The sequence below is a fragment of the Sphingobium soli genome (assembly GCF_020782245.1).
GTDB lineage: Bacteria > Pseudomonadota > Alphaproteobacteria > Sphingomonadales > Sphingomonadaceae > Sphingobium > Sphingobium soli.
The window spans coordinates 1-18312 of record NZ_JAJGNP010000011.1 but is presented as its reverse complement, the minus strand read 5'-3'; the positions used below and the strand labels follow the sequence as shown (position 1 = coordinate 18312).

Below are 18312 nucleotides of genomic sequence, written 5' to 3'. Positions count from 1 at the left end.
AAAGCCGCATGGGAAGAATGGGGTGTTGGAGCGGCGTCGGATGGCGCCAACGCCGCTCCGCCCGCGCAGCGATCGAACGGCCCATCGTGGCCTTGGCGGGCAGACCTTCGAAAGTCGGGAATCGCTGACGGGATCGGGGGAAGGGCTCTGCTGCTCATGGGGTTGATACCACCGCGCAGCAGACTACCTTTTCAAACGACATGAACTGAGCATTGTCCTTGCCCGGCGCATGTTTGGCCGAGGACCAGAGCGCGCCCGGTCGGCCGATATTGACGCATTTGCCGCCCTTGACCGGCTCCATGATCTGGAGCTTGTAGCGGCTCTTGGTCCAGATCGGCTGGGCCTTGAACGAGCAGCCGTCGGCGGAACTGATGGTAAGCGCACCAAGGCGGCCCATCATGAAGGTGCCGCGCGCGGCAAGCCCTGCCCAGGCTTCGACGCTGTCGCCAAAATGAATGTCGCCGGCGACCGGATAGGTGGCGCCCCAACTCCCCATGCACCAGAAAAGCGGATCGATGACCTTGCCGGCAGCCGCTGCGGCGCTGTCGGCCATGCAGGCTAGGCCTGCAGCGGGATTGCCGAAGAGAATGCCCTCAGGCTGAATGATCGCGCCCAGTGTCCCCGACTGCCAGGTCGGCAGCACTTCGGTGATCATGGCGACGTCGAACCCGTCATCCTCGATGCAGGGCAGGTCGGTGAACATGTCGAGCATCTTCCAGACCGGCGAGATATAATAATGCATCTGCGCGAACATCTTCTGGCTGTTGGTGCCGTCCGCGATTCCAGACTGGCTGCCTTGCAGCCCGCCGCCGGTCGGCAAGAGATCGGCGCCCAGCGCCATCATGCATCCGGGCTCAGTCACGACGTCGATCATCCGGTTGGGCGACCAGAAGCTCACCTTCACACCGAACCAGAAGGTTGCGCCCTTGCGGCAGGCGCAGAGCGGCTTGGACGCAGACTGGGCATCAAGCTCCTTGTCGAGTTTGTCGAAACTGCCCACCCGCACGCCGCCGATCGTGATCGGGAAGATGCAGTTCCAGCGGACCTTGGTGATGGGATTGAAGATTGTCCCTGCCTCGCATTTGGAGGCGTCGGCGGGCGCCGAGGCGCTACCGGCGGCGAGGGCCAGCGCGAGCGGCGCCATGCGCGTGAAAAGCCTCCGCTTCATGGTCGTGCACTCCCGCCCGCGGCGCGGAGCGGCGCATATTCGGTGAGAACGAGCTTCTTGCCCTGCTGGGCGACGATCACCGGCGCGACGGTGAGGCCGAGCCTTTCCTTGACCCGCTCCTCCAGGATGAAGAGGGGCCGGCCGCTCCGTTCGGAAAGGTCCAGCGCGTCACCGGCGGTCAGCAGGATGAAATCGGCAAAGCGCGCCTGCTTCAATGCCCAGCCAAGATCGCGGGGATGGATAATGACGAGGCGCTGGGGCAGTGACACATAGTCGAGCGGGTTGAAGGTAAAGCCCTTGGGATAGAGCAGCCGACCATCGGGCAGGCGAATGTCGTCCTCCACCGTGTAGAAGGGAATGAGGCTGCGGACCCGATCGACCTTGGCCTGCCCCAGTTGCGCAGCTCGGAGCGCCGACCAGGTGGAGCGCGGGCCAATTCGGGAGGCGAGGCTGGGCGCCTTTGCGGCGCGAGACTCGATCTCCGCCATGGCGTCGGGCTCGGCGATCGGCCAGGTCCGGCCGATCGTGGAAGTCGCGGCCGTTGCCGTCTCGGCGCAGGCTAGGGCGAGCATCAGCGCGCCGATCAGCGCGTGACGGGCGCGGTGCGGATAGCGCGGCTCAACGGTCATGGCGCAGTCTCCACCATGGTTTGTCCTCAGGGCTTTCGCCGCGGATCGCGCAGATGAGCGCCGAGACGCCGAGCACCCAGCCGGCGAGCAGCAGACCCTGGAGGCGCAGCGGCAGGGTGCCGGGTGTTTCGAGCACCAATATGGTGAGGACGAGCAGCATTAGCTGTGTGCCCACCAGAAGGCGGATCGGCCCGGCTGCCGGGGCGGCGCTGAGGATGCCCTTCATCGCCGGTTCCACCAGTTGCGCAGCCATTTGGCCGACCTGTCTGCAGCGCCGGTCATGCCGATTAGCAATATGCCGCTCGCAAAGCAGCCCGCGGCCACCATGACCGCTGCGCGAAAGATCAGAAAGGGCGGCTTCTGGAGCGCGATCCCGGCGGCGCCGACGAGAAAGCCAAGCATCATCGTCTCGATCGTCACGAGCCGAAAACGCCATTGGAAAGCCTGCGCCTCTGCTTTTGCCGCGGCGCGCGCCTCGATCAAGGCTTCCAGTTTCGGGTCCGGATCGAAGTCGAAGAGGGTCTGTTTTGGGTCAGGAGGCGTGCGCATCAGAGCGGCTCCCCGGTATAGCCAGAGCCGAGGATTTCGGTCGCATCGACACCGGCCAGATCGCAGATTGCTTCGAGCGGCGACATGCCCCTGCGCAGCCGCGCCTCGAATGCCGCCACCTCCTGTGGCGCGCTGGTGTTGATCCAGTAGGAGAAGGGATCGACCACGAGGCGGGCGATGCCCAGGCCAAGAGGCGAGTCGATGAAGACCTCGGAATAGTTGGGCTTGTTGTTGCGAACCGACTTCAGGAGCTCGAGGACGAAGCCCGAATAATCGAGGATCTTGTTCTCGACAGCCCGGTCATAGGTTGATCCCTGAAGGAGGAACCGCGTGGCTGCGTTTTCAAGGATGACCTGTCCCGTCCCGCCGAACAGCAGCAGGTCGCTCATCGACTGGAGGACGACGCCAAAGCTTCCCTGATATTTGCGCGCCCGCCTGTAGCCCTGGCCGAAGACCTCTGCGAGGCGGGACAGGTCCTGCCCGTCGGTCCGGGTCATGAACTGCGCTGCCTCATCGCACAGGACAAAGCGGGGCCGGTCGCGCGCGGAAAGATAAAGTTCCTGCGTTACCGCGTTTACCACCACCATCACGATCACATTGAAGAGATCGGGCATGGCTTTCAGGCGCTCAAGCTCGAGTACGACAAATTCATCGGCAGAAATGTCGAAGGTCGAAGGGCCATTGAAATAATGGCCATAGGCGCCCGAACTGGCGAAATCGCGAAGATTGAACGCCAGTTCGCGGGCGGCGGGTATCAAATGATCGACCTTGTCGAGATCGCTTGTGGCATAAGCGGGATAGGCGCCGAGCCAGTCGCGCACTGCATCGATTCCCGCCTCGGCCCGACCGCTGTCGATCGTCCACTGCACTGCGGATTTGAGGAGATTCCATTCCGAGGTGCTGACGCCCTTGCGGGTCGCGGCATGGGCCATTTCCGCGACAATCGCGACCGCCATGGAAATGGCCGACTGGCGATCGTCGCCGTCGAGCGCAAAACCCATGTCGAAGGGATTGAGGACGAGATGCTCTTCGCCAATGTCGATGTAGCGGCCAGAGCATAGCGTGCAGAGCTTGGCGTAGCTTCCGCCGATATCGATGATGCGGATGAGTGCGCCTTGCGCATAATATTGCTGGCAGAGATTATTGAGGAGGAAGCTCTTGCCCGCGCCGCTCTCGGCCGAGACGATGAAATTATAATTGTTGATGCGCTGATCGAAGAGATCGAGCGTGATGAGCTGGCCCTTGCGCCCGGCATAGAGAAGGGCGGGGCGGCCCCCGCCGCGAAAGTCGGTCTGCACGGGCGCCAGCAGCGCCGCCGCCTTGGCGGGCATAGGAAGGTCGCGCTCCAACATCCTGACCGTGCACCGGTCGGGATAGAAGCCGAAGGGGAGCGCCATCGGCAGCAGGACCGGGTTGAGATAGCTCTCCTCCTGCATCATCCAGGGTAGCGGTTCGCTTTCCCAGAGCCGCTTGGCGCGCGCCGCCATCTCGCGGGCCTGCGCGCTGTCTCGGCCGAACACCCAGATGACCGGGATCACCGAGACGAAGCGGCTGTTCCCCGCCTCGTCGAGCACCCAGCCAATTTCCTCGATCTGCTTTCCGACCTCGACCGCGAAACTGCCGGCGGCCTTTTGCGCGGAGAGGATCTGCGCGCGTTTGTGGATCTCGAAGCTCGAATGATCGAAAAGGATGTTGAGCGTATAGAGGAAAGGGCCGCCAATCTGGTCGCTATCCTCCGAGGCGCCGCGCATGCCGCCCAGCAGCCGGTTGCAGCGCTCGGCAGTGACGCGCCGGGCCGGGGATTTGGGGGTCAGGCAGCGCGCGACCTGATCGCCGAGAAAGAGTTCCGGGCCATCAAAGACGAGATCCGGGCCGGCATCGATCAGCTGCTTGCGCACCGGGCGCGCGGGCATGTCCTCGCTGCCTTGGGAAAAGACCCCAGGCGCATTTTCGAACACGCCGTTGAAGATGCGGCGATAGAAGGTGACCAGTGCGTCGGGCGCAAGGCGGGTGATGCCGAGCTTGGAGAGCTGTTCCTCGATCTGACGCCGCAGATCATGGCCCAGCGGTTTACGGGTCTTGATCGAGAGCAGCAGACGGAAATTACGCAGCGGAATGCCATGGAGAGCGTCGAGACCCTGCGTTCCCTCGCGCAGATAGTCGCGGGTTCTGCGCGCCGAGGCCTGGATCAGCGGATCGGGCCGGGATTTCAAATCGAGGAACGCGTCGAGCGCATCATCGATCAGCGGGTCGGCAAAGCAGTGGAGCTGGACGACGGTGCCAGTGGCGAACTGGATGTTGAGCAGGCCAAGCAGCGCTTGATGGACATGGGCGAAGAGATAGGCGGAGGGGATGAGTTCCCAGGCCTGGCCCCAGCCATCATCGATGCAGAGAAAGGCGTTCTCCTCTTCGACCCAAGCCACCATGGGCAGAAAGTCGGAATAGGAATCGCGCGAGACGCTCTGGCGCAGCCGCTCGAAGGTCATGCCGCCGCCATGGCGGGTGCCAGGCGCCCTCATTGGCCCTGCTCCTGCGGCGGCGCGGGAATGTCGCTGCCCTCGCTCAACGCGGGATTGGCCTTCACTTGCTCCAGAACCGGCACGCGGGCCGCCGGATTGACAGGGGTCACCAGATAATCGCCGACCACCCATTGGGGCTTGTCGAGGATCGAATAGACATAGCGGGGCATGTAGAGCCGGTCGGGACGTTCCCGGTCGGCATAGGGGAGGATGAGGGTGCGGATCGTGCGGCCGGGGCGCAGCATCGGCGTCACCGGCGCTTCGACCAGACCCTGCAATTCGCGATAGACGCTGTCGCGATAGCCGAGATAGGGGGGGCGTCACCTTGCCCCGGCTGCCTCCGGTTGTACCGGACGCCGTGGCTGCGGTGCTGCCCTTCAGCATTTTCCTGTCGTTCGTCACCTTGGGATCGGACCGAGAAACAGCGCCGGCAACGGCGTCCTCATAGGCGCGCTCTGGGTGGATGCACTGGCCATGGTCGCTATTCTTGCAGCTGAACTTTTCTGGGTAGGGCGACATGACCGATCCGATCGTGCTGCAAGCGGGGAGGCAGGCGAGCATCAGCAGCGGCGCGCCGGCGCGGCGTACGGACGAGGCTGATGGAAAGGCGAGGAGCGGCATGGGCGGGTCTCCTTGTGTGAGGGGCGGGCGCATCAGAATTTGCTTCCCGCGGTCGGCTTGATTTCGAGGGCGACGCCTTCTTGGATCACCACGACCACATCCTTGGCGGCGCCCACCTCGACGATGGGACCGGCTTGGCGCGCGAGATCGAGATAGAAGTCGGTGAGCTTGTCGGAGGATTTGGAAAGGCCGCCGGCAATGCCGGTTTTGGCCGCGTCGCCCGCATCGAGCGATCGGACGGTGCCGAGCGCGGAAACCGACGTGTCTCCGAATGTGTTGTCGACGCTCTGGCTCATGCCTGAGATCGTGCCGGCAATGAAGCTGCGGGCGAGCGCTGCGCCGGCGCGGGTGACGACGCGGCCCGACAACCCCTTCTTCCCGTCGGTATCGACGAAGAAGCCCTTGATCGGCTGATCGACCACCGAGCGTTCGTCAAAGTCGACGCAGGAGAGGGAGACGAGTTGGACCTCGACCCGCTCCTTGGCAAGGCTGCCCGTCGCGTTGCCGACGACAAAGCAGCCTGACAGGTTCGCCTTGACGTCATTGGGCAGTACGGCGGGGGCCTGAACGCGAGCGATCAGCGGTTCCGGGTTCGAGGTCGCGTCCCGGCTGGCGAGCGCGTCGATCCCGGTCAGCAGCCGCGCCTTCATGAAACCAGGTGGCAAATAGATCGTCCGGGTCTTTTTTTTAACGCTTGTTGGCCCCTTGTCCCCGGCATCGGAAGTAAGCGCGGCGGTGGCGGTTCCGATCGAGCCGACCTGGCGCTCGACCGGCGGGGCGGGCGGTGCAGCAGGAGCCGAAGGCACGGGCGGTGGTGGCAGGCTACCGTCTGCGCTTTCCAGTTCATGCGCGCTGGGGCTGGGCGGGAAGGCCGGGATGTCCCCGGGCATGGCGCTTGGAAGGTCGCCCCCTGCTGTGTCCGTTGACGATCGCGAACCCGGCGCGATTTTTCCTTCCTCGATCGCGGTTACCCGGTCGCCCAGCAGCGCCTGGCCATCGAGGATTTTCTTGAGATCGCCGCGCACCTTAGTCTCTAGGCTGTCGCCGCGAAGACCCGCGCCCATGTCGAGGCGCGATGCTGCCGGCGCGGCCGGCGCTTCGTCCTTTGATCCGGTCGAGGCGGTATAGAGGCCGTAGCCGAACATCGCGATCACCACGCCGACGCCGGCCTGCCGGGCGCGCAGCTGCTGTTTGGCGCTCAAGTTTGCCCAGCGAGCTTTCAGGTCGAGAAGCGCGGGGCCGCGCAGGGGAACGATTTGTCTGTCGTCGCCCTCACTGGCGCCGGCTCGTTTGGGTGGACGGGAATAGCCCTGCATCCCGGCATGCTTGCGAGGTGCGTCTGGGCGCTGGGCAGGATTGCCGCTGCTGGTGCCCTTGTTGTCCGTACCCTTGTTACCGGGGCCTTGATTGTCGCCGCCGCTCATAGCGCGTCTCCGCGGCGGAGCAGGATGAGGCGGGCGCTCTCGCCAGCGCGCAGCGACAAGCGATCAAGGGTGACGCTGAAGATCCGGGCGCCCATGGCGGTGTCGAGGAACAGCCGCTCGTCGACCTCGCTATCGGCGCTCGCTTCGATCCAATATTCGGATGCCGAAAGCCCCGTGCCTTCGATCGCGACGCGGCGGCGCTCGGTGATGCGCAGCGCGGGAGCAGCGGCAAGCGCAAGCGGCCTTGGTGAAACAGCGACCTCGGTGAAGCTGGCGGGCACCCGGTCCTGGAGCATCGAGAGGGTGATCGAGACGGCGCGCTCCTCCTCGACCAGCGGTCCCAGCAATTCGCCATTGGAGCGGGCGCGCTGGCTGGCGCCCGGCGCAAGCGTCACGGTCTGGGCGGGAATATCGGAGGGCTCGGCATAGAGCGGATAGATCGCGCCATTGCAGGTTACGAAGAATTCCGAAGGGGTGGTGACGAAACTGCGCGTTACCTGGCCTGCGTCATCGCTCTCCCTGACGAGGAATTTGACCCAGGCGTCCGCCCCGGCCTTCTCGACCGCGATCGCCTTTTCGGCCGAGAATTTGACGTCTTCGATTTCGCCGCCTTGGCAGACGAAATGATTAATGTCCCGGTTGGAGAGGCGGATGCTGCTGGTCTGATCGGGCAGGGCCATGATGGCATTGCTGGTCGTCTCAGCCATGGCGATGGCGGGAAGACAGGCGGCGAGCAGCGCCGCCGGCGCGCGCAGGCGCTTACCGAAGGTCGGCATCGAAATTCTCCTCGGTGAGAGACAGGAGCCAGAAGCGGCCAGCATCGATCGTGTAGCGAATGCGCAGATTGCCCCGGAACTTGCGGATGACGCCGCCGATGACGCGCACCTTTTCGACGGGCACCAGGATCTGGCGATCGGTCCAGGTGACGGGCTGGTCGGGTCGGATATAGGTCGCGATCGAGAGCGTCGGGTTATTGGCGAGTTCGTCGAGGATCGCGTTCAGGCTGTCGCGGATGCCATTATAAGCGGTCGGGTGGACGATGCTGAGCAGTTCCTGGAACTGCCGGTCTGCCGACAGCGCGGAATATGTGCCCGAGAGCGCGACGATATTGCGCATCATGGTGCGCAGGTATGCGGGGGAGGGCGTGCCCCCGGTCACATAAAGGTCGCCGCCTGCGCCAAAGGGGACCACGACCGTCCGCTGATTTTGAGCAGTCGTGTAAAGGGCAATGCCCAGCACAGCAGTGATCCCGAACAGGCCTGCAATCGAGAATTTGAGGAGCCGGTTTTCTTCGAAGAGGTTGGATGACCCCTGAAGGTAGCGATGGATACCGAAGCTCGCCGGCTTCTCCAGCAGCGGATCGCTGGCTTCTCGGGTGGATGATCTGCCGAACATGGGATACCTCACTCGCAAAAGCGGGTCTGGGTCGGGCCGGGATAGCGGGGAAGCTTGAGCAGCCCCCAGCGCCAGGCGAGATGCGGCATGAAGCCGCGCGGCTTGGTTCGCTTCCAGGGAATGAAGAGGAGAAGGACGCCGAGGAGCGACCAGCCCACCAGCCCGCCGACGATGACGGCGACGAAGATGGTGGACACCACGACGATGAACTCCTGCGCGTCGAACCAGAGGATCTGGACCGGTTTGTGCAGAAATTGTGGAAGTCTCTCGTCCACGTCCTTCTCCCTTGCTTCATCACGCTTGGACCAGGCGTGATTGTTACGAGGAGCGACCATTCGCTCCTCATTTCCGGCGCGGGGTGGACAGCCAGACCCGCGCCAGTCCCTGTTTCAGGCGGGTTTCAGACCATCATGCCGAAGGTCTGGAGGATGGAATCCGCCCGGATCAGGCAGACCGCGGCGACGATCGTCGGGATGCCGATCATGATGTTGGAGAAGAGGCGGCTGACACCGAACAGGAAGGCGGCGACGCCGCCCACGAAGCCGAGCGGTCCCTTGACCCCCTGGTTCACCACGATGTCGTAGATATCGTAGCCAAGGTCGCCGGCGGCCGGCGCCTGGAAGGCGTGGGCGGCCGATGCCAGGGTCATCGCGATCAGCAGGGTTCCCACGGCATCGGCCGACGCAAAAGAGAGGCGGCGCATCCGGTTCCGGGAGGCTACGGGCAGTGAAGCAAGTTTGAGCATGGGCTTTTCTCCAGGCAATAAGGAGCCGTCCCCTGTGAATGCCTGCCGGCACCGACGCGGGTGTTCGTTGACGGCCAGCGAAGGGATGGGTGGCTCCTCGAAAATCGGGGCCCTATCGCCGGCATCTCTTGCTCAGGGCGTCGGCGCTTGTTCGTGCGTCGCCATGAGCCCGCCAAATTTGAGTGGATCAGCTGGGCGGCTTCTTGGGCGCCTGTTTCTCATCGAGCCAGGCTTCGATCTCGGCCTGCTGGAAGCCGGAGATGACGCGGCCATCAAGGATGACCGTTGGGGTTCCAGAGATGCCCATGGCTTTGACGGCCTCGGCATTTTTGGCGACGTGCGCTGCGCCATCCTTGCAGGCAAGCACGGGCTTTGGTGCCTCACCGGCATAGGTGGCGCGGAAGGCAGCCGCCTGGTCCTTCGAGCAGAGGATATGCTCGGCCTTGGATGCCGCTTGAGGGTGGATACCGCTCACGAAATAAATCTGGCGGCGCACTGGCTTGCCTTCGGCGGCCTTCGCCGCCCAGAAGCGGTCGAGGGCACGGCAATAGGGACAGTCGGGATCGGTGAACTCAATGACTGTGGGTGCCCCTGGCGGTCCGATGGTGAGCGCCTGGGTGGGATCGAGGCTGCCGAGCTTTCTCCGCGCGCTGGCATCCTGTGCGAGGGCGGTCAGGTTGACGCCGTTCCGGTCGTAAATGGTGGCGAACATCAGATGGTCGCTCTGGGGCGCATAATAGAGGATGCGGCCACCAGCGCTTGCCTGGAATAGCGGACCCGTGACGGGCGCCGGACCGAAATCCTCGAACTGGAGGTTGGCAAAACTTTGATGAAGTTGCGCTTCTGCCGCACGTGCGGTTGCCGCCAGATCGGTTTTGAGTTGCTCACTTTCGGCTGCGGAGGCGGAATGAGCGGCAATGACGGCGAATGCGGCGATCATGTACCGATGGCGCGATAAGGGAGGGGTCATTGGCCCAGATCCTTGTCCAACTGTAAGTGCGGTCCGAATAAAGCTGCGTCAAATCGAATGCCTTGACCCAGCGTGATCATCGGCGTGTCGATGGCGACTGCGGCGCTAACGGTGTGTACGAAAAAATCCCCGTTCGTTTGGGAGGTCTGCAGAGGCTGCGGCCTGGACGGCTTCTGATTTTCAGCCTTGTGGCCGGCCGCTCCTGCTGGCGCGGTCAGCAAGGCGGCAGGCAGCAATCCAGCCAGAATGGCCGGGCGAAATGCCGACATCGGATTGTCTCCTTTTCTTCAAGGCACGATGCCTTGTCGGACCGACAGGGGGCTGAGGCGCTTATCTTCATCTGCTCAATTGAGCGTTCACATCAGCGCCCCCGTTCGGGATGAACCGGAGTAGTGCTGACAGTGCGGTTTGCCGCAATAGGGAGGGCACTGAGATGCCGAATGCGGCACTGAAGTGCCTAAAGCGGCATCTCAGTGCCGCTTTTCGCAATAAGGCGCCGCTGGAACGGCGATTCAAGCGATAAACGGGGCGGATCGCGAGTGACGAGGCGCTCTTCGCGAATCACTCAGATCACGTCTTCAGTTGAGAGGTCAGAGCAGCAGCGCAGATGCACGGCAGATTGGACGCGCCGATACCAAGACGTTCATGTCGGGATTTGGAGGTGTGGGCGGGCTTGGCGTGCTCGCAAAGCGGAGCCGCCGCCTCGTTGTGCAGGCGAGACGAAGCGACATCATCTGCACCCTCGCAACGCGCATTTGAACTTCCGTCTGCTAGGTTGGCTTAGCCGCGTTCTTCAGATGCTACTGCCTCGAACCTAGTTGGTCGGGCTGAAGCTGGTCGAACCGCTCTGCAATAGCTATCCATCGCTGCACACCTACTTCATCGCCAGCAAGTGCAAGTTCGGTGACTCTCGTGGCAATATGATCCGGCGCATTCCCGCCGTACCGTCGTTCGATGGCCAGTGCCTCGGCCTATCTTTCCTGCTCTTTCGTCACAGCAAGGAAGGAGCCGACGGGGCTGGCTTTGCTTTGTTCCAGGCCTCGGTGGTGCGCTCCATCACGATCAGGTCGTCAGGAAAGCACCGGTTCTGAAAGCCGATAATGTCCTCGAAGCTGCCGCGCAGCCATTTCTCATATTCATCCTCATGCAGCAGCACGGGCATTCTATCATGGACGGGGCGGATCGCATCGTTGCAGTCGGTCATCGCCCCTGAAAACACCGGCCCCCACTCAGCGCTGTCGCGCCAAAGCCCGGCCCATGCAAACACAGCGCCGTCGCGAAGGGAGAACCAGGTTCTTGTTTTCGCGCCTTTGGGGCCTTCTGCTTCCGCAAAATGCGTGACCGGGATCAGGCACCGAAACTCGGGTTTACGCGCTGCGCCAATCCAGAAAGGCTTCTTCAGATCGGCAATATTGTTAACCGGCTTGGGTTTGGATTCCGGCTTCATCGTTTTGAGCCGCACCGGCCAGCCCCATGTCATGCTTTGCAGCACGCGCTCGCCGCCCTGCTCGCGAACCACCATTCCGGGATAGCCGGGATAAACTTCATCGGGAGCGTTGAACTGTGCAACAGGGAGAGTGACGCCGAAATGCGCTGCAACCTCTGCGGCGCTCTTGCGCACGGTGAACAGATTACAGATGGGGTGTTCCTCCATATGTTTCGTCGATCGCTAGAGTAACATAGGCGCTTAGGCAGTAAAGCCGAAGGTAATCCAGCTCTCTGCTCCATCGATAGCGGTCGCAGCGGCCCCCATTTTCTGCCAGTTTCAAGTCTTCAGTAGCGAATGATCCGCGCTTCTGGAGGGTGGTAATGATGGCGCGACGTTCGGCGCCTGCGCCAACCATCGCGTGCTTTCATAGCCGCGTTCTGCGGATCGTGGGTCGCCTCCCAGCGGGCCAGTGGAACACACAAATGGCTGAGAGGTTGTGACGGTAATAGCCGTCAGGAGGCGTTCATGGCTGCGCGACCCTATTGGAAAGGCCAGATCCGGCTGGCTCTAGTCTCGATCCCTGTCGAAATCTATGCAGCGACAAAGAGCGGCGCGACGATCGCCTTCAACCAGATTCACGAACCATCGGGCAAGCGCATCAAATATGAGAAGGTCGTCCCCGGCATCGGGCCGGTCAACCTCGACGAGATCGTCAAGGGCTTTGAATATTCCAAGGGCGAATATGTACTCCTAGATGAAGAGGAAATCGAAGGGGTTAAACTTGAAAGCAAGAAGACCCTAGAACTGACCCAGTTTGTCGATGCTCAAGACATCGACATGATCTATTTCGAAAAGCCCTATTATGTCGTGCCCGCAGACGATCTGGCCGAAGAAGCCTTCATCGTCTTGCGCGAAGCATTGCGCCGTAGCCGCAAGGTCGGCCTTGGCCAACTAGCGATGCGCGGCCGCGAATATGTGGTGAGCATCAAGGCTTGCGGGCGCGGGATGGTCATGGAAACGCTTCGCTATGCCGACGAGGTAAACAAGGCTGCCAGCTATTTCCGTGAGATCGGCGACGGTGATCCGGATGAAGAATTGCTCGATCTTGCCACGACGCTGATCGACAAGAAGACGGGCAAATTCGATGCGAGCGAATTTCATGATCGCTATGTCGATGCGCTCAAGGATCTGATCGAGCGCAAGAAAAAGGGTAAGACCCTCAATATCGACAGCGATGATGACGGCGGCTCTAACCCTCGTGGCAGCAATGTCGTTGACCTGATGGCGGCGCTCAAGAAATCGATCGGGCCTGCGGGTGGGAGTGCCGCCAAAGCCAAGGCACCGGCCAAAAAAGGGACGGGCAAAGCGTCCGCCAAGGCGACGACAAAATCGGCAGCTAAGCCGACGCGCAAGGCTCCTGCCAGGAAACGGGCTTGACGCGGTGAACGATAATTCCCTGCGCGGCGAGGATGATGAAAGCGATACAGCCTTTGCCGAAGCATCCATCACTTTATGGAGCAATCTTGTGGCGCTGATCGGTACGCACATGCTGGAAACCGGTATGCCCCGGCAGGAATTGCTCGACATGCTGACAACGCTGCACGAAACCAATGAGGAGACGATCCGTTCGCCGCGGGCGCGTGCGATAGCGGGTCGTCATCTCATGTCGGTCTATCGCGCGCTGGGAGACACCTGAACGATCTTCATGCGTTTGGACCAAAGCGCTTCCTGTCCGGGTCGCGGCTGCACCGAAATCGATCCTTCACATGCAAGTTGAAAAAGGCGCCTGCGGACAGCGCCTCGCAAAACGCTTCGAAGGTCGAGACCGGAACATCATGGTATAGATATTTTCCGGTATCACGGAAGGTGACGATGAGGATGCGTTGATCCTCGTCATATCCGATCCGGTCGATCATGGAGGAGTTTAGACGTCTGGCGCGCATGGCTATCGAGCGTTTGAATAACCAGGACGGTTCCGCCTTCAACAAGTCCCTAACGCCAACTTGCACGCTCGGGATGGCGGGTTGATGATGGCGCGCTCTTTGAACCTGCGCATGGTCAGCGGGTTTATGGCATCATGACAGATGAACCGATCGACCAGAAGCTGCGGGACATGGCGGAGCATCGGGGCCTCAAGCTTTTGAAGTCTCGCAAACGCAAGCCCGGCAGCGGCGACTATGGGAAATTCGGACTGACGGACGCTGAGGGCAAGGCTCTGCTGGGCGTCAGCGATAAGGGGCTGACCGCTTCGCCAAAGGACATTGAGGCGTATCTGCGAAAGGGGGCCACCGGCACCTGGAAAGCGTCGGCGGAGGCAACGCCCGCCCGACCGCCACATCCGTCCAAAGCGCGCGCGCAGGATGAAGAACCGGACGAGGAGCCAGTCATTCGGCGGCGGCGCGGGGCCACAGACCGAGTGAGAGGGCCTGGGCCGACAGAAACGGCGTCGGCCCCGGCGGCCGCGAGCCGGCCGGTTTCGCGTGCCTCGGACAAAAGCGCAAAACCAGCTACGCGCAGGCGCTCCAAAATCACCGCCGCGGCTGCACGAAAGCATGATCGACAGGCAGATGCCCCCGCCAAGCCAGCCCCCACCGCCCTTGAAATACGGATCGCCAAATCGTCAGATGCGGCAGGACTGTCAGGGCTGCTGCGCCAGCTTGCAGCCGGTAACGCGGACGAACTGGGCATCGCGCGAAATCTTGAGAAACTGCGCAAGGCTGGCGGCGGGGCTTGCGTCGCTGAGAAAGGCGAGATCATCGGCTGCTGCTGTTGGACCAGCATCCAGACGCTCCAGCATGGCCTCATCGGTCGCATAACCCTGCTGTTAGTGGACAAGGGCCAGCGGCGGCAGGGGGTCGGAAGCGCCTTGCTGAACGAAGCCTGCGCAGCGCTTCGCAAACTGGGCTGCAGTCGAATTGAAGCCATGAGCGATATTGCAATCAGCAACGCTCATAATTTCTTCCGCGCGCTCAAGTTCGAGCAGACCAGCTACCGGTTCGCTCGAGATATGGCGTCAGACGACTGATCCGCTTCTGCTTCCCTGCCAGCCTGACCGAGATGCGCGGTTACCGCATAAGACCGGCTGCGCGAAGGGCGTCATGGATGACTTTTTCAACGCCGGCCCTCGCGGACCCGGCAGGGGGTGAAGTCTCAGATGCCATAGGATCGAGTCGGCTGAACTTCACCGCCGGCAAATGCGCGGGCGTTTCATCTGGGCGCTTATAGGTAGAGGCCGCTTGAGCCGTTTGATCGGCGCCAAGCAGACCCCAGGTAGATGCAATCCGCCGGGTTGAGGAGATGCCGGCGTCGAGCATATGGGGCATTGCGCTACCGCATGCTTCCGGCCCGGTAGTCGCAATGGGCGTGCCATGGCCCATTTTGGCAATGCGAAAGTCCTCGACCAGGGGGCGGCTAGAGCCGTCCTTCCAGACGCGGCGGCGATGCTGCCCGATCATTTCGGTGGCGGCGGTCGTGGGATCGAGATCGTGAACCGACAGCCATTGAGCAAGGATCGCATCAGCATTCTTGCTGCTGACCGTCTGATCTGCACTACCGTGCCAGATCGAAATGCGCGGCCAGGATCCTTCATGGCGCGACGCTTTGCGTACTAGATCCCCGAGCTGTTTCGCGTTGATCGCGCCCGGATCGCGCATGGCTTGCAAGGCCTGCTGGACATTGTCCGCCGACCCATGCGGGAGACCTGCGATGATGGCGCCGCCTGCAAAAAGCTCAGGATAGCTCGCCAGCATGACGGACGTCATGGCCCCTCCAGCCGAAAGGCCCGTCACGAAAACGCGCGAAGGATCGATATCATAGGCCGCCACCGTGGCGTCAATCATCTGGCGAATGGAGAGGGCTTCGCCTCTGTCTCGGCGATTGTCTGCCGGAGAGAACCAGTTGAAGCAGAGATTGGGATTGTTCGTTCGCTGCTGCTCTGGAAACAGACACACAAAACCCTGTTCATCGGCAAGGTGCGACCAGCCTGAACCATGGTCATAGCCGTCAGCGGTCTGGGTGCAGCCATGAAGAACCACCACGAGCGCGGGTTTTTCGTGGAGCCTTGATGGCACGTGAATTCTGGCCATCAGGGCGCCCGGATTGGCGCCGAAGCCCTCCAGATCTTTCAAACGGCTTGCACCGACGGCATTCGCCGGAGCGGCTGTCACGCCGCGCATAACGGTGAGCTTTGCAATAGTCGCAGATAATTTGGTCACGCGGATATCTCCCGTTGCCCGGCAGCGCATGAGATCGTCCTAGAGGGCGTTTATGCTGCACTGCACAATATGGCGAACAAGCAAGCATGTGCAAGGTAATAGCGACAAGCGAAGGGACCAAAGTCGTTGCGTTATGCGGTGGAACGACTTGCTCGTGCTGCAGGTTGATCGGCGGTAGCTTGGAAGAAGAAGATGGCTAAAGCTTCGACGCGCAAAGCGGACGACAGTCTCGCACTCTATCGTGCGAAACGGGATTTTACGCGAACCAAAGAGCCGTCCGGCGCGAGCGCACCGATAGCTGGCAATGGCTTCGTCGTGCAGAAACACGCCGCGTCTCGTCTCCATTATGATTTCAGACTGGAGCTGGACGGCGTTCTCCTCAGTTGGGCCGTTACCCGGGGTCCAAGTGCAAACCCGGATGACAAGCGGCTTGCGGTACGCACGGAGGATCATCCACTCGACTATGCGCGCTTCGAAGGCACCATCCCCAAGGGTGAATATGGCGGCGGCACAGTCATGCTATGGGACAATGGCACCTGGGAACCGATTGCCGGGAAGGATGCGCGCAAGACGTTGCCGGAAGGGCATCTTCACTTCATTCTTCATGGGCGACGCATGCAAGGCGAATGGATCCTGTTCCGCTTGAAGCACCGCGGCAGGGAAAAGGGCGAAAACTGGATTCTCAGGAAGGTGAATGACGCTCATGCGGGTGGTTCGGACGATCTCGTGGGCACGCATCTCACCAGCGTCGACACCGGGCGGACCATGGAAGAGATCGCGGCCGGAAAGCCCGTGCCAAAGCGGAAGACGGCGCGGGGCTCCTCTGCCAGGCTTTCTGCCGCGCCGGTTGCCACAGCAGCATCGAAAGCACGCCGGAGGGGCAAATCGGCACTGCCTCCGTTTCGGCCGGTACAGCTGGCAACGCTGGTCGATCATGTCCCGGCGGGAGACCAATGGCTCCATGAACTCAAATATGACGGCTATCGCACCTTATTGGCGATCGGCGGCGGAGAGGGACGGGCTTATACAAGGTCGGGCCTCGACTGGTCCGACCGGTTCGCGAGCCTCATCGCAGACGCCGTGACGCTGGACGCCCGCAGCGCGCTTATCGATGGCGAGGCTGTCGTGATCCTGCCTGATGGACGGACGAGCTTCCAGGCACTTCAGGCGGCGCTGAAAAGCGATCCGGGCAAAATCGACTATATGGCTTTCGATCTGCTGGCGCTTGATGGTGAAGACCTCACAGGCCGCCCGCTGCTTGAGCGGAAGGAGAAGCTGGCTGCGCTGATCGGTGAGGGCCGGGACCATATCCGCTATTCGGACCACATAGGCGGGCGGGGCGAGCAGTTGTTCGATAGTTTTTGCGGCGCCGGGCTGGAGGGCGTCATCTCCAAACGTAACGATGCACGCTACACGGGCTCGCGATCGGGCTCATGGGTCAAGACCAAATGTATTCGTCGTCAGGAATTCGTCATCGTGGGCTGGACCCCGTCGGACAAGCAGCGCGGTTTCCGTGCGCTTCTGCTGGGCGTTCACGAAAAAGGAAAGCTGCGCTACGCCGGTAAGGTCGGGACCGGTTTTAGCGGTGGCGAGGTCGAGCGGTTAATGGCGCTTATGGCGTCGCTTGAACAGAAAAGACCCACGGTTGATGCGCCGCGGGCCGCCGTGCGGGGGGCGACCTGGATCAAGCCTCGGCTCGTTGCCGAGATCGCCTATATCGAGTTCACTGAAGAGGGTGTGCTGCGGCATTCAAGCTATCTGGGTTTGCGGGAGGACAAGAAGCCCGAAGCTGTTGTGCTGGAAGTTGAGAGCCCTGTTACGACCGCGGCGCGATCGGCGATCGCCAGCGGCGTCAGGATCAGCAACAGGGACCGGGTGATATTCCCAGAAGGCAAGCTGACCAAGGGTGAACTGGCTGACTATTATGAGGCCGTGGCTGATATCATGCTGCCTTGGGCCGGAAGCCGCCCTGTCAGCCTCGTACGATGCCCGCAGGGTCGCGCTAAGAAATGCTTCTTCCAGAAGCACGATGCCGGGAGCTTTGGCGACAGCGTCAAGCAGGTCGCGATCCTGGAGAAGGATGGCCATGAGGAGCCCTATCTGTTTGTGGATTCGGCGCAAGGCCTCCTCACCTGCGTTCAGATGGGCACCGTCGAGTTTCATGGCTGGGGCGCGCGGATCGAGGATGTCGAAAAGGCCGATCGCCTCGTCTTTGACCTGGATCCTGATGAAGGACTGGAATTCAAGGATGTCGCCTCCGCTGCTCTCCACCTGCAGGATGTGCTGGGGCAGATGGGGCTGGTGACCTTTCCGATGGTGACGGGCGGTAAAGGGGTTCACGTGATCGCGCCTCTGACGCCGACGGCGGAATGGCCGCAGGTCAAGGATTTTGCCCATCGCTTCGCGTTGGCTCTGGCGCAGGCCGATCCCGACCGCTTTACCGCCGCCCTCGCAAAGGCCAGACGCACGGGCAAGATTTTCATCGACTATTTACGCAATCAGCGGGGCGCGACGGCCGTGATGCCCTATAGTGCTGTTGATTTCCACTGAGAAGTGACCCGGGTTTTCCATCGAGAAGTGACCCGTCTGCGGATTATGTTTCGGGTGTCACGGGTGGGTCAACCCGTGGTTTTCTCTTTTGGGTTCTGG

The 18312-nt window shown here is 61.9% G+C and carries 20 protein-coding genes and 1 pseudogene; 4 read left to right on the top strand and 17 right to left on the bottom strand.

All coding sequences use genetic code 11. From position 1 onward, the window contains the following. Positions 1–154: 154 nt before the first annotated feature. From LL253_RS13215 to LL253_RS13150, 15 genes and pseudogenes are all read right to left on the bottom strand, one after another. The gene (locus LL253_RS13215; RefSeq protein ID WP_062734256.1) at positions 155–1168 is read right to left on the bottom strand and encodes a TraU family protein; all 1014 of its coding nucleotides are present in this window, start codon (positions 1166–1168) and stop codon (positions 155–157) included. Next, complete coding sequence (locus tag LL253_RS13210; protein ID WP_062734254.1) at positions 1165–1797, bottom strand: hypothetical protein; 633 nt, start codon at positions 1795–1797, stop codon at positions 1165–1167. The genes LL253_RS13215 and LL253_RS13210 overlap by 4 nt, the downstream gene beginning before the upstream one ends. Then, positions 1787–2050, bottom strand: coding sequence for a hypothetical protein (locus LL253_RS13205; protein ID WP_228227476.1), 264 nt, complete (start codon positions 2048–2050; stop codon positions 1787–1789). Before LL253_RS13205 ends, LL253_RS13210 begins: the two co-directional genes overlap by 11 nt. After that, a complete protein-coding gene (locus LL253_RS13200) occupies positions 2020–2346 on the bottom strand; it encodes a hypothetical protein (RefSeq protein WP_062734252.1) in 327 nt (108 codons plus the stop codon). Before LL253_RS13200 ends, LL253_RS13205 begins: the two co-directional genes overlap by 31 nt. Beyond that, a complete protein-coding gene (locus LL253_RS13195; RefSeq protein WP_062734251.1) occupies positions 2346–4865 on the bottom strand; it encodes a TraC family protein in 2520 nt (839 codons plus the stop codon). Before LL253_RS13195 ends, LL253_RS13200 begins: the two co-directional genes overlap by 1 nt. Then, positions 4862–5486, bottom strand: a pseudogene (locus LL253_RS19910) (TraV family lipoprotein). Before LL253_RS19910 ends, LL253_RS13195 begins: the two are co-directional and overlap by 4 nt. Positions 5487–5518: 32 nt before the next feature. After that, positions 5519–6910: a TraB/VirB10 family protein gene (locus tag LL253_RS13185; protein WP_228227475.1), complete on the bottom strand. Its 1392-nt coding sequence runs from the start codon at positions 6908–6910 to the stop codon at positions 5519–5521. After that, positions 6907–7686, bottom strand: coding sequence for a type-F conjugative transfer system secretin TraK (locus tag LL253_RS13180; protein WP_062734247.1), 780 nt, complete (start codon positions 7684–7686; stop codon positions 6907–6909). Before LL253_RS13180 ends, LL253_RS13185 begins: the two co-directional genes overlap by 4 nt. Continuing rightward, complete coding sequence (locus tag LL253_RS13175) at positions 7670–8305, bottom strand: TraE/TraK family type IV conjugative transfer system protein (RefSeq protein WP_062734245.1); 636 nt, start codon at positions 8303–8305, stop codon at positions 7670–7672. The genes LL253_RS13180 and LL253_RS13175 overlap by 17 nt, the downstream gene beginning before the upstream one ends. An 8-nt stretch (positions 8306–8313) precedes the next feature. Next, positions 8314–8580, bottom strand: coding sequence for a type IV conjugative transfer system protein TraL (locus LL253_RS13170; RefSeq protein WP_062734244.1), 267 nt, complete (start codon positions 8578–8580; stop codon positions 8314–8316). Positions 8581–8705: 125 nt separating this feature from the next. Beyond that, the gene (locus LL253_RS13165; protein WP_157078370.1) at positions 8706–9050 is read right to left on the bottom strand and encodes a hypothetical protein; all 345 of its coding nucleotides are present in this window, start codon (positions 9048–9050) and stop codon (positions 8706–8708) included. 187 nt (positions 9051–9237) lie between these two features. Continuing rightward, positions 9238–9990, bottom strand: coding sequence for a DsbC family protein (locus tag LL253_RS13160; protein WP_062734241.1), 753 nt, complete (start codon positions 9988–9990; stop codon positions 9238–9240). 26 nt (positions 9991–10016) lie between these two features. Further along, positions 10017–10289 (bottom strand): hypothetical protein, encoded by a 273-nt coding sequence (locus LL253_RS13155; RefSeq protein WP_062734239.1) that lies wholly within the window; start codon positions 10287–10289, stop codon positions 10017–10019. Between the two features lie 531 nt (positions 10290–10820). After that, positions 10821–10982: a DUF6961 family protein gene (locus tag LL253_RS19995; protein ID WP_407696102.1), complete on the bottom strand. Its 162-nt coding sequence runs from the start codon at positions 10980–10982 to the stop codon at positions 10821–10823. A 29-nt stretch (positions 10983–11011) separates the two neighbouring features. Then, complete coding sequence (locus LL253_RS13150) at positions 11012–11674, bottom strand: SOS response-associated peptidase (RefSeq protein ID WP_062734237.1); 663 nt, start codon at positions 11672–11674, stop codon at positions 11012–11014. Between the two features lie 300 nt (positions 11675–11974). Here LL253_RS13150 and ku point away from each other — a divergent pair, with 300 nt between their 5' ends. Together ku and LL253_RS13140 are read left to right on the top strand one after the other, a co-directional pair. Beyond that, positions 11975–12886, top strand: a complete 912-nt coding sequence (gene ku / locus LL253_RS13145; protein ID WP_062734236.1) for a non-homologous end joining protein Ku — start codon at positions 11975–11977, stop codon at positions 12884–12886. Positions 12887–12890: 4 nt separating this feature from the next. Then, positions 12891–13145, top strand: coding sequence for a hypothetical protein (locus tag LL253_RS13140; RefSeq protein ID WP_062734234.1), 255 nt, complete (start codon positions 12891–12893; stop codon positions 13143–13145). A 7-nt stretch (positions 13146–13152) separates the two neighbouring features. Here LL253_RS13140 and LL253_RS13135 read toward each other — a convergent pair whose 3' ends face one another. Then, positions 13153–13365, bottom strand: a complete 213-nt coding sequence (locus LL253_RS13135; protein WP_062734232.1) for a KTSC domain-containing protein — start codon at positions 13363–13365, stop codon at positions 13153–13155. A 161-nt stretch (positions 13366–13526) separates the two neighbouring features. Here LL253_RS13135 and LL253_RS13130 point away from each other — a divergent pair, with 161 nt between their 5' ends. Continuing rightward, positions 13527–14474, top strand: coding sequence for a GNAT family N-acetyltransferase (locus LL253_RS13130; RefSeq protein ID WP_062734230.1), 948 nt, complete (start codon positions 13527–13529; stop codon positions 14472–14474). 40 nt (positions 14475–14514) lie between these two features. On the opposite strand, the gene LL253_RS13125 is transcribed toward LL253_RS13130, so the two are convergent. Then, positions 14515–15663, bottom strand: a complete 1149-nt coding sequence (locus tag LL253_RS13125) for an extracellular catalytic domain type 1 short-chain-length polyhydroxyalkanoate depolymerase (protein WP_062734307.1) — start codon at positions 15661–15663, stop codon at positions 14515–14517. Positions 15664–15855: 192 nt separating this feature from the next. Between LL253_RS13125 and ligD the strand changes: the two genes are divergently transcribed. Next, a complete protein-coding gene (ligD, locus tag LL253_RS13120) occupies positions 15856–18213 on the top strand; it encodes a DNA ligase D (RefSeq protein WP_228227474.1) in 2358 nt (785 codons plus the stop codon). The last annotated feature ends 99 nt before the right edge of the window (positions 18214–18312 follow it).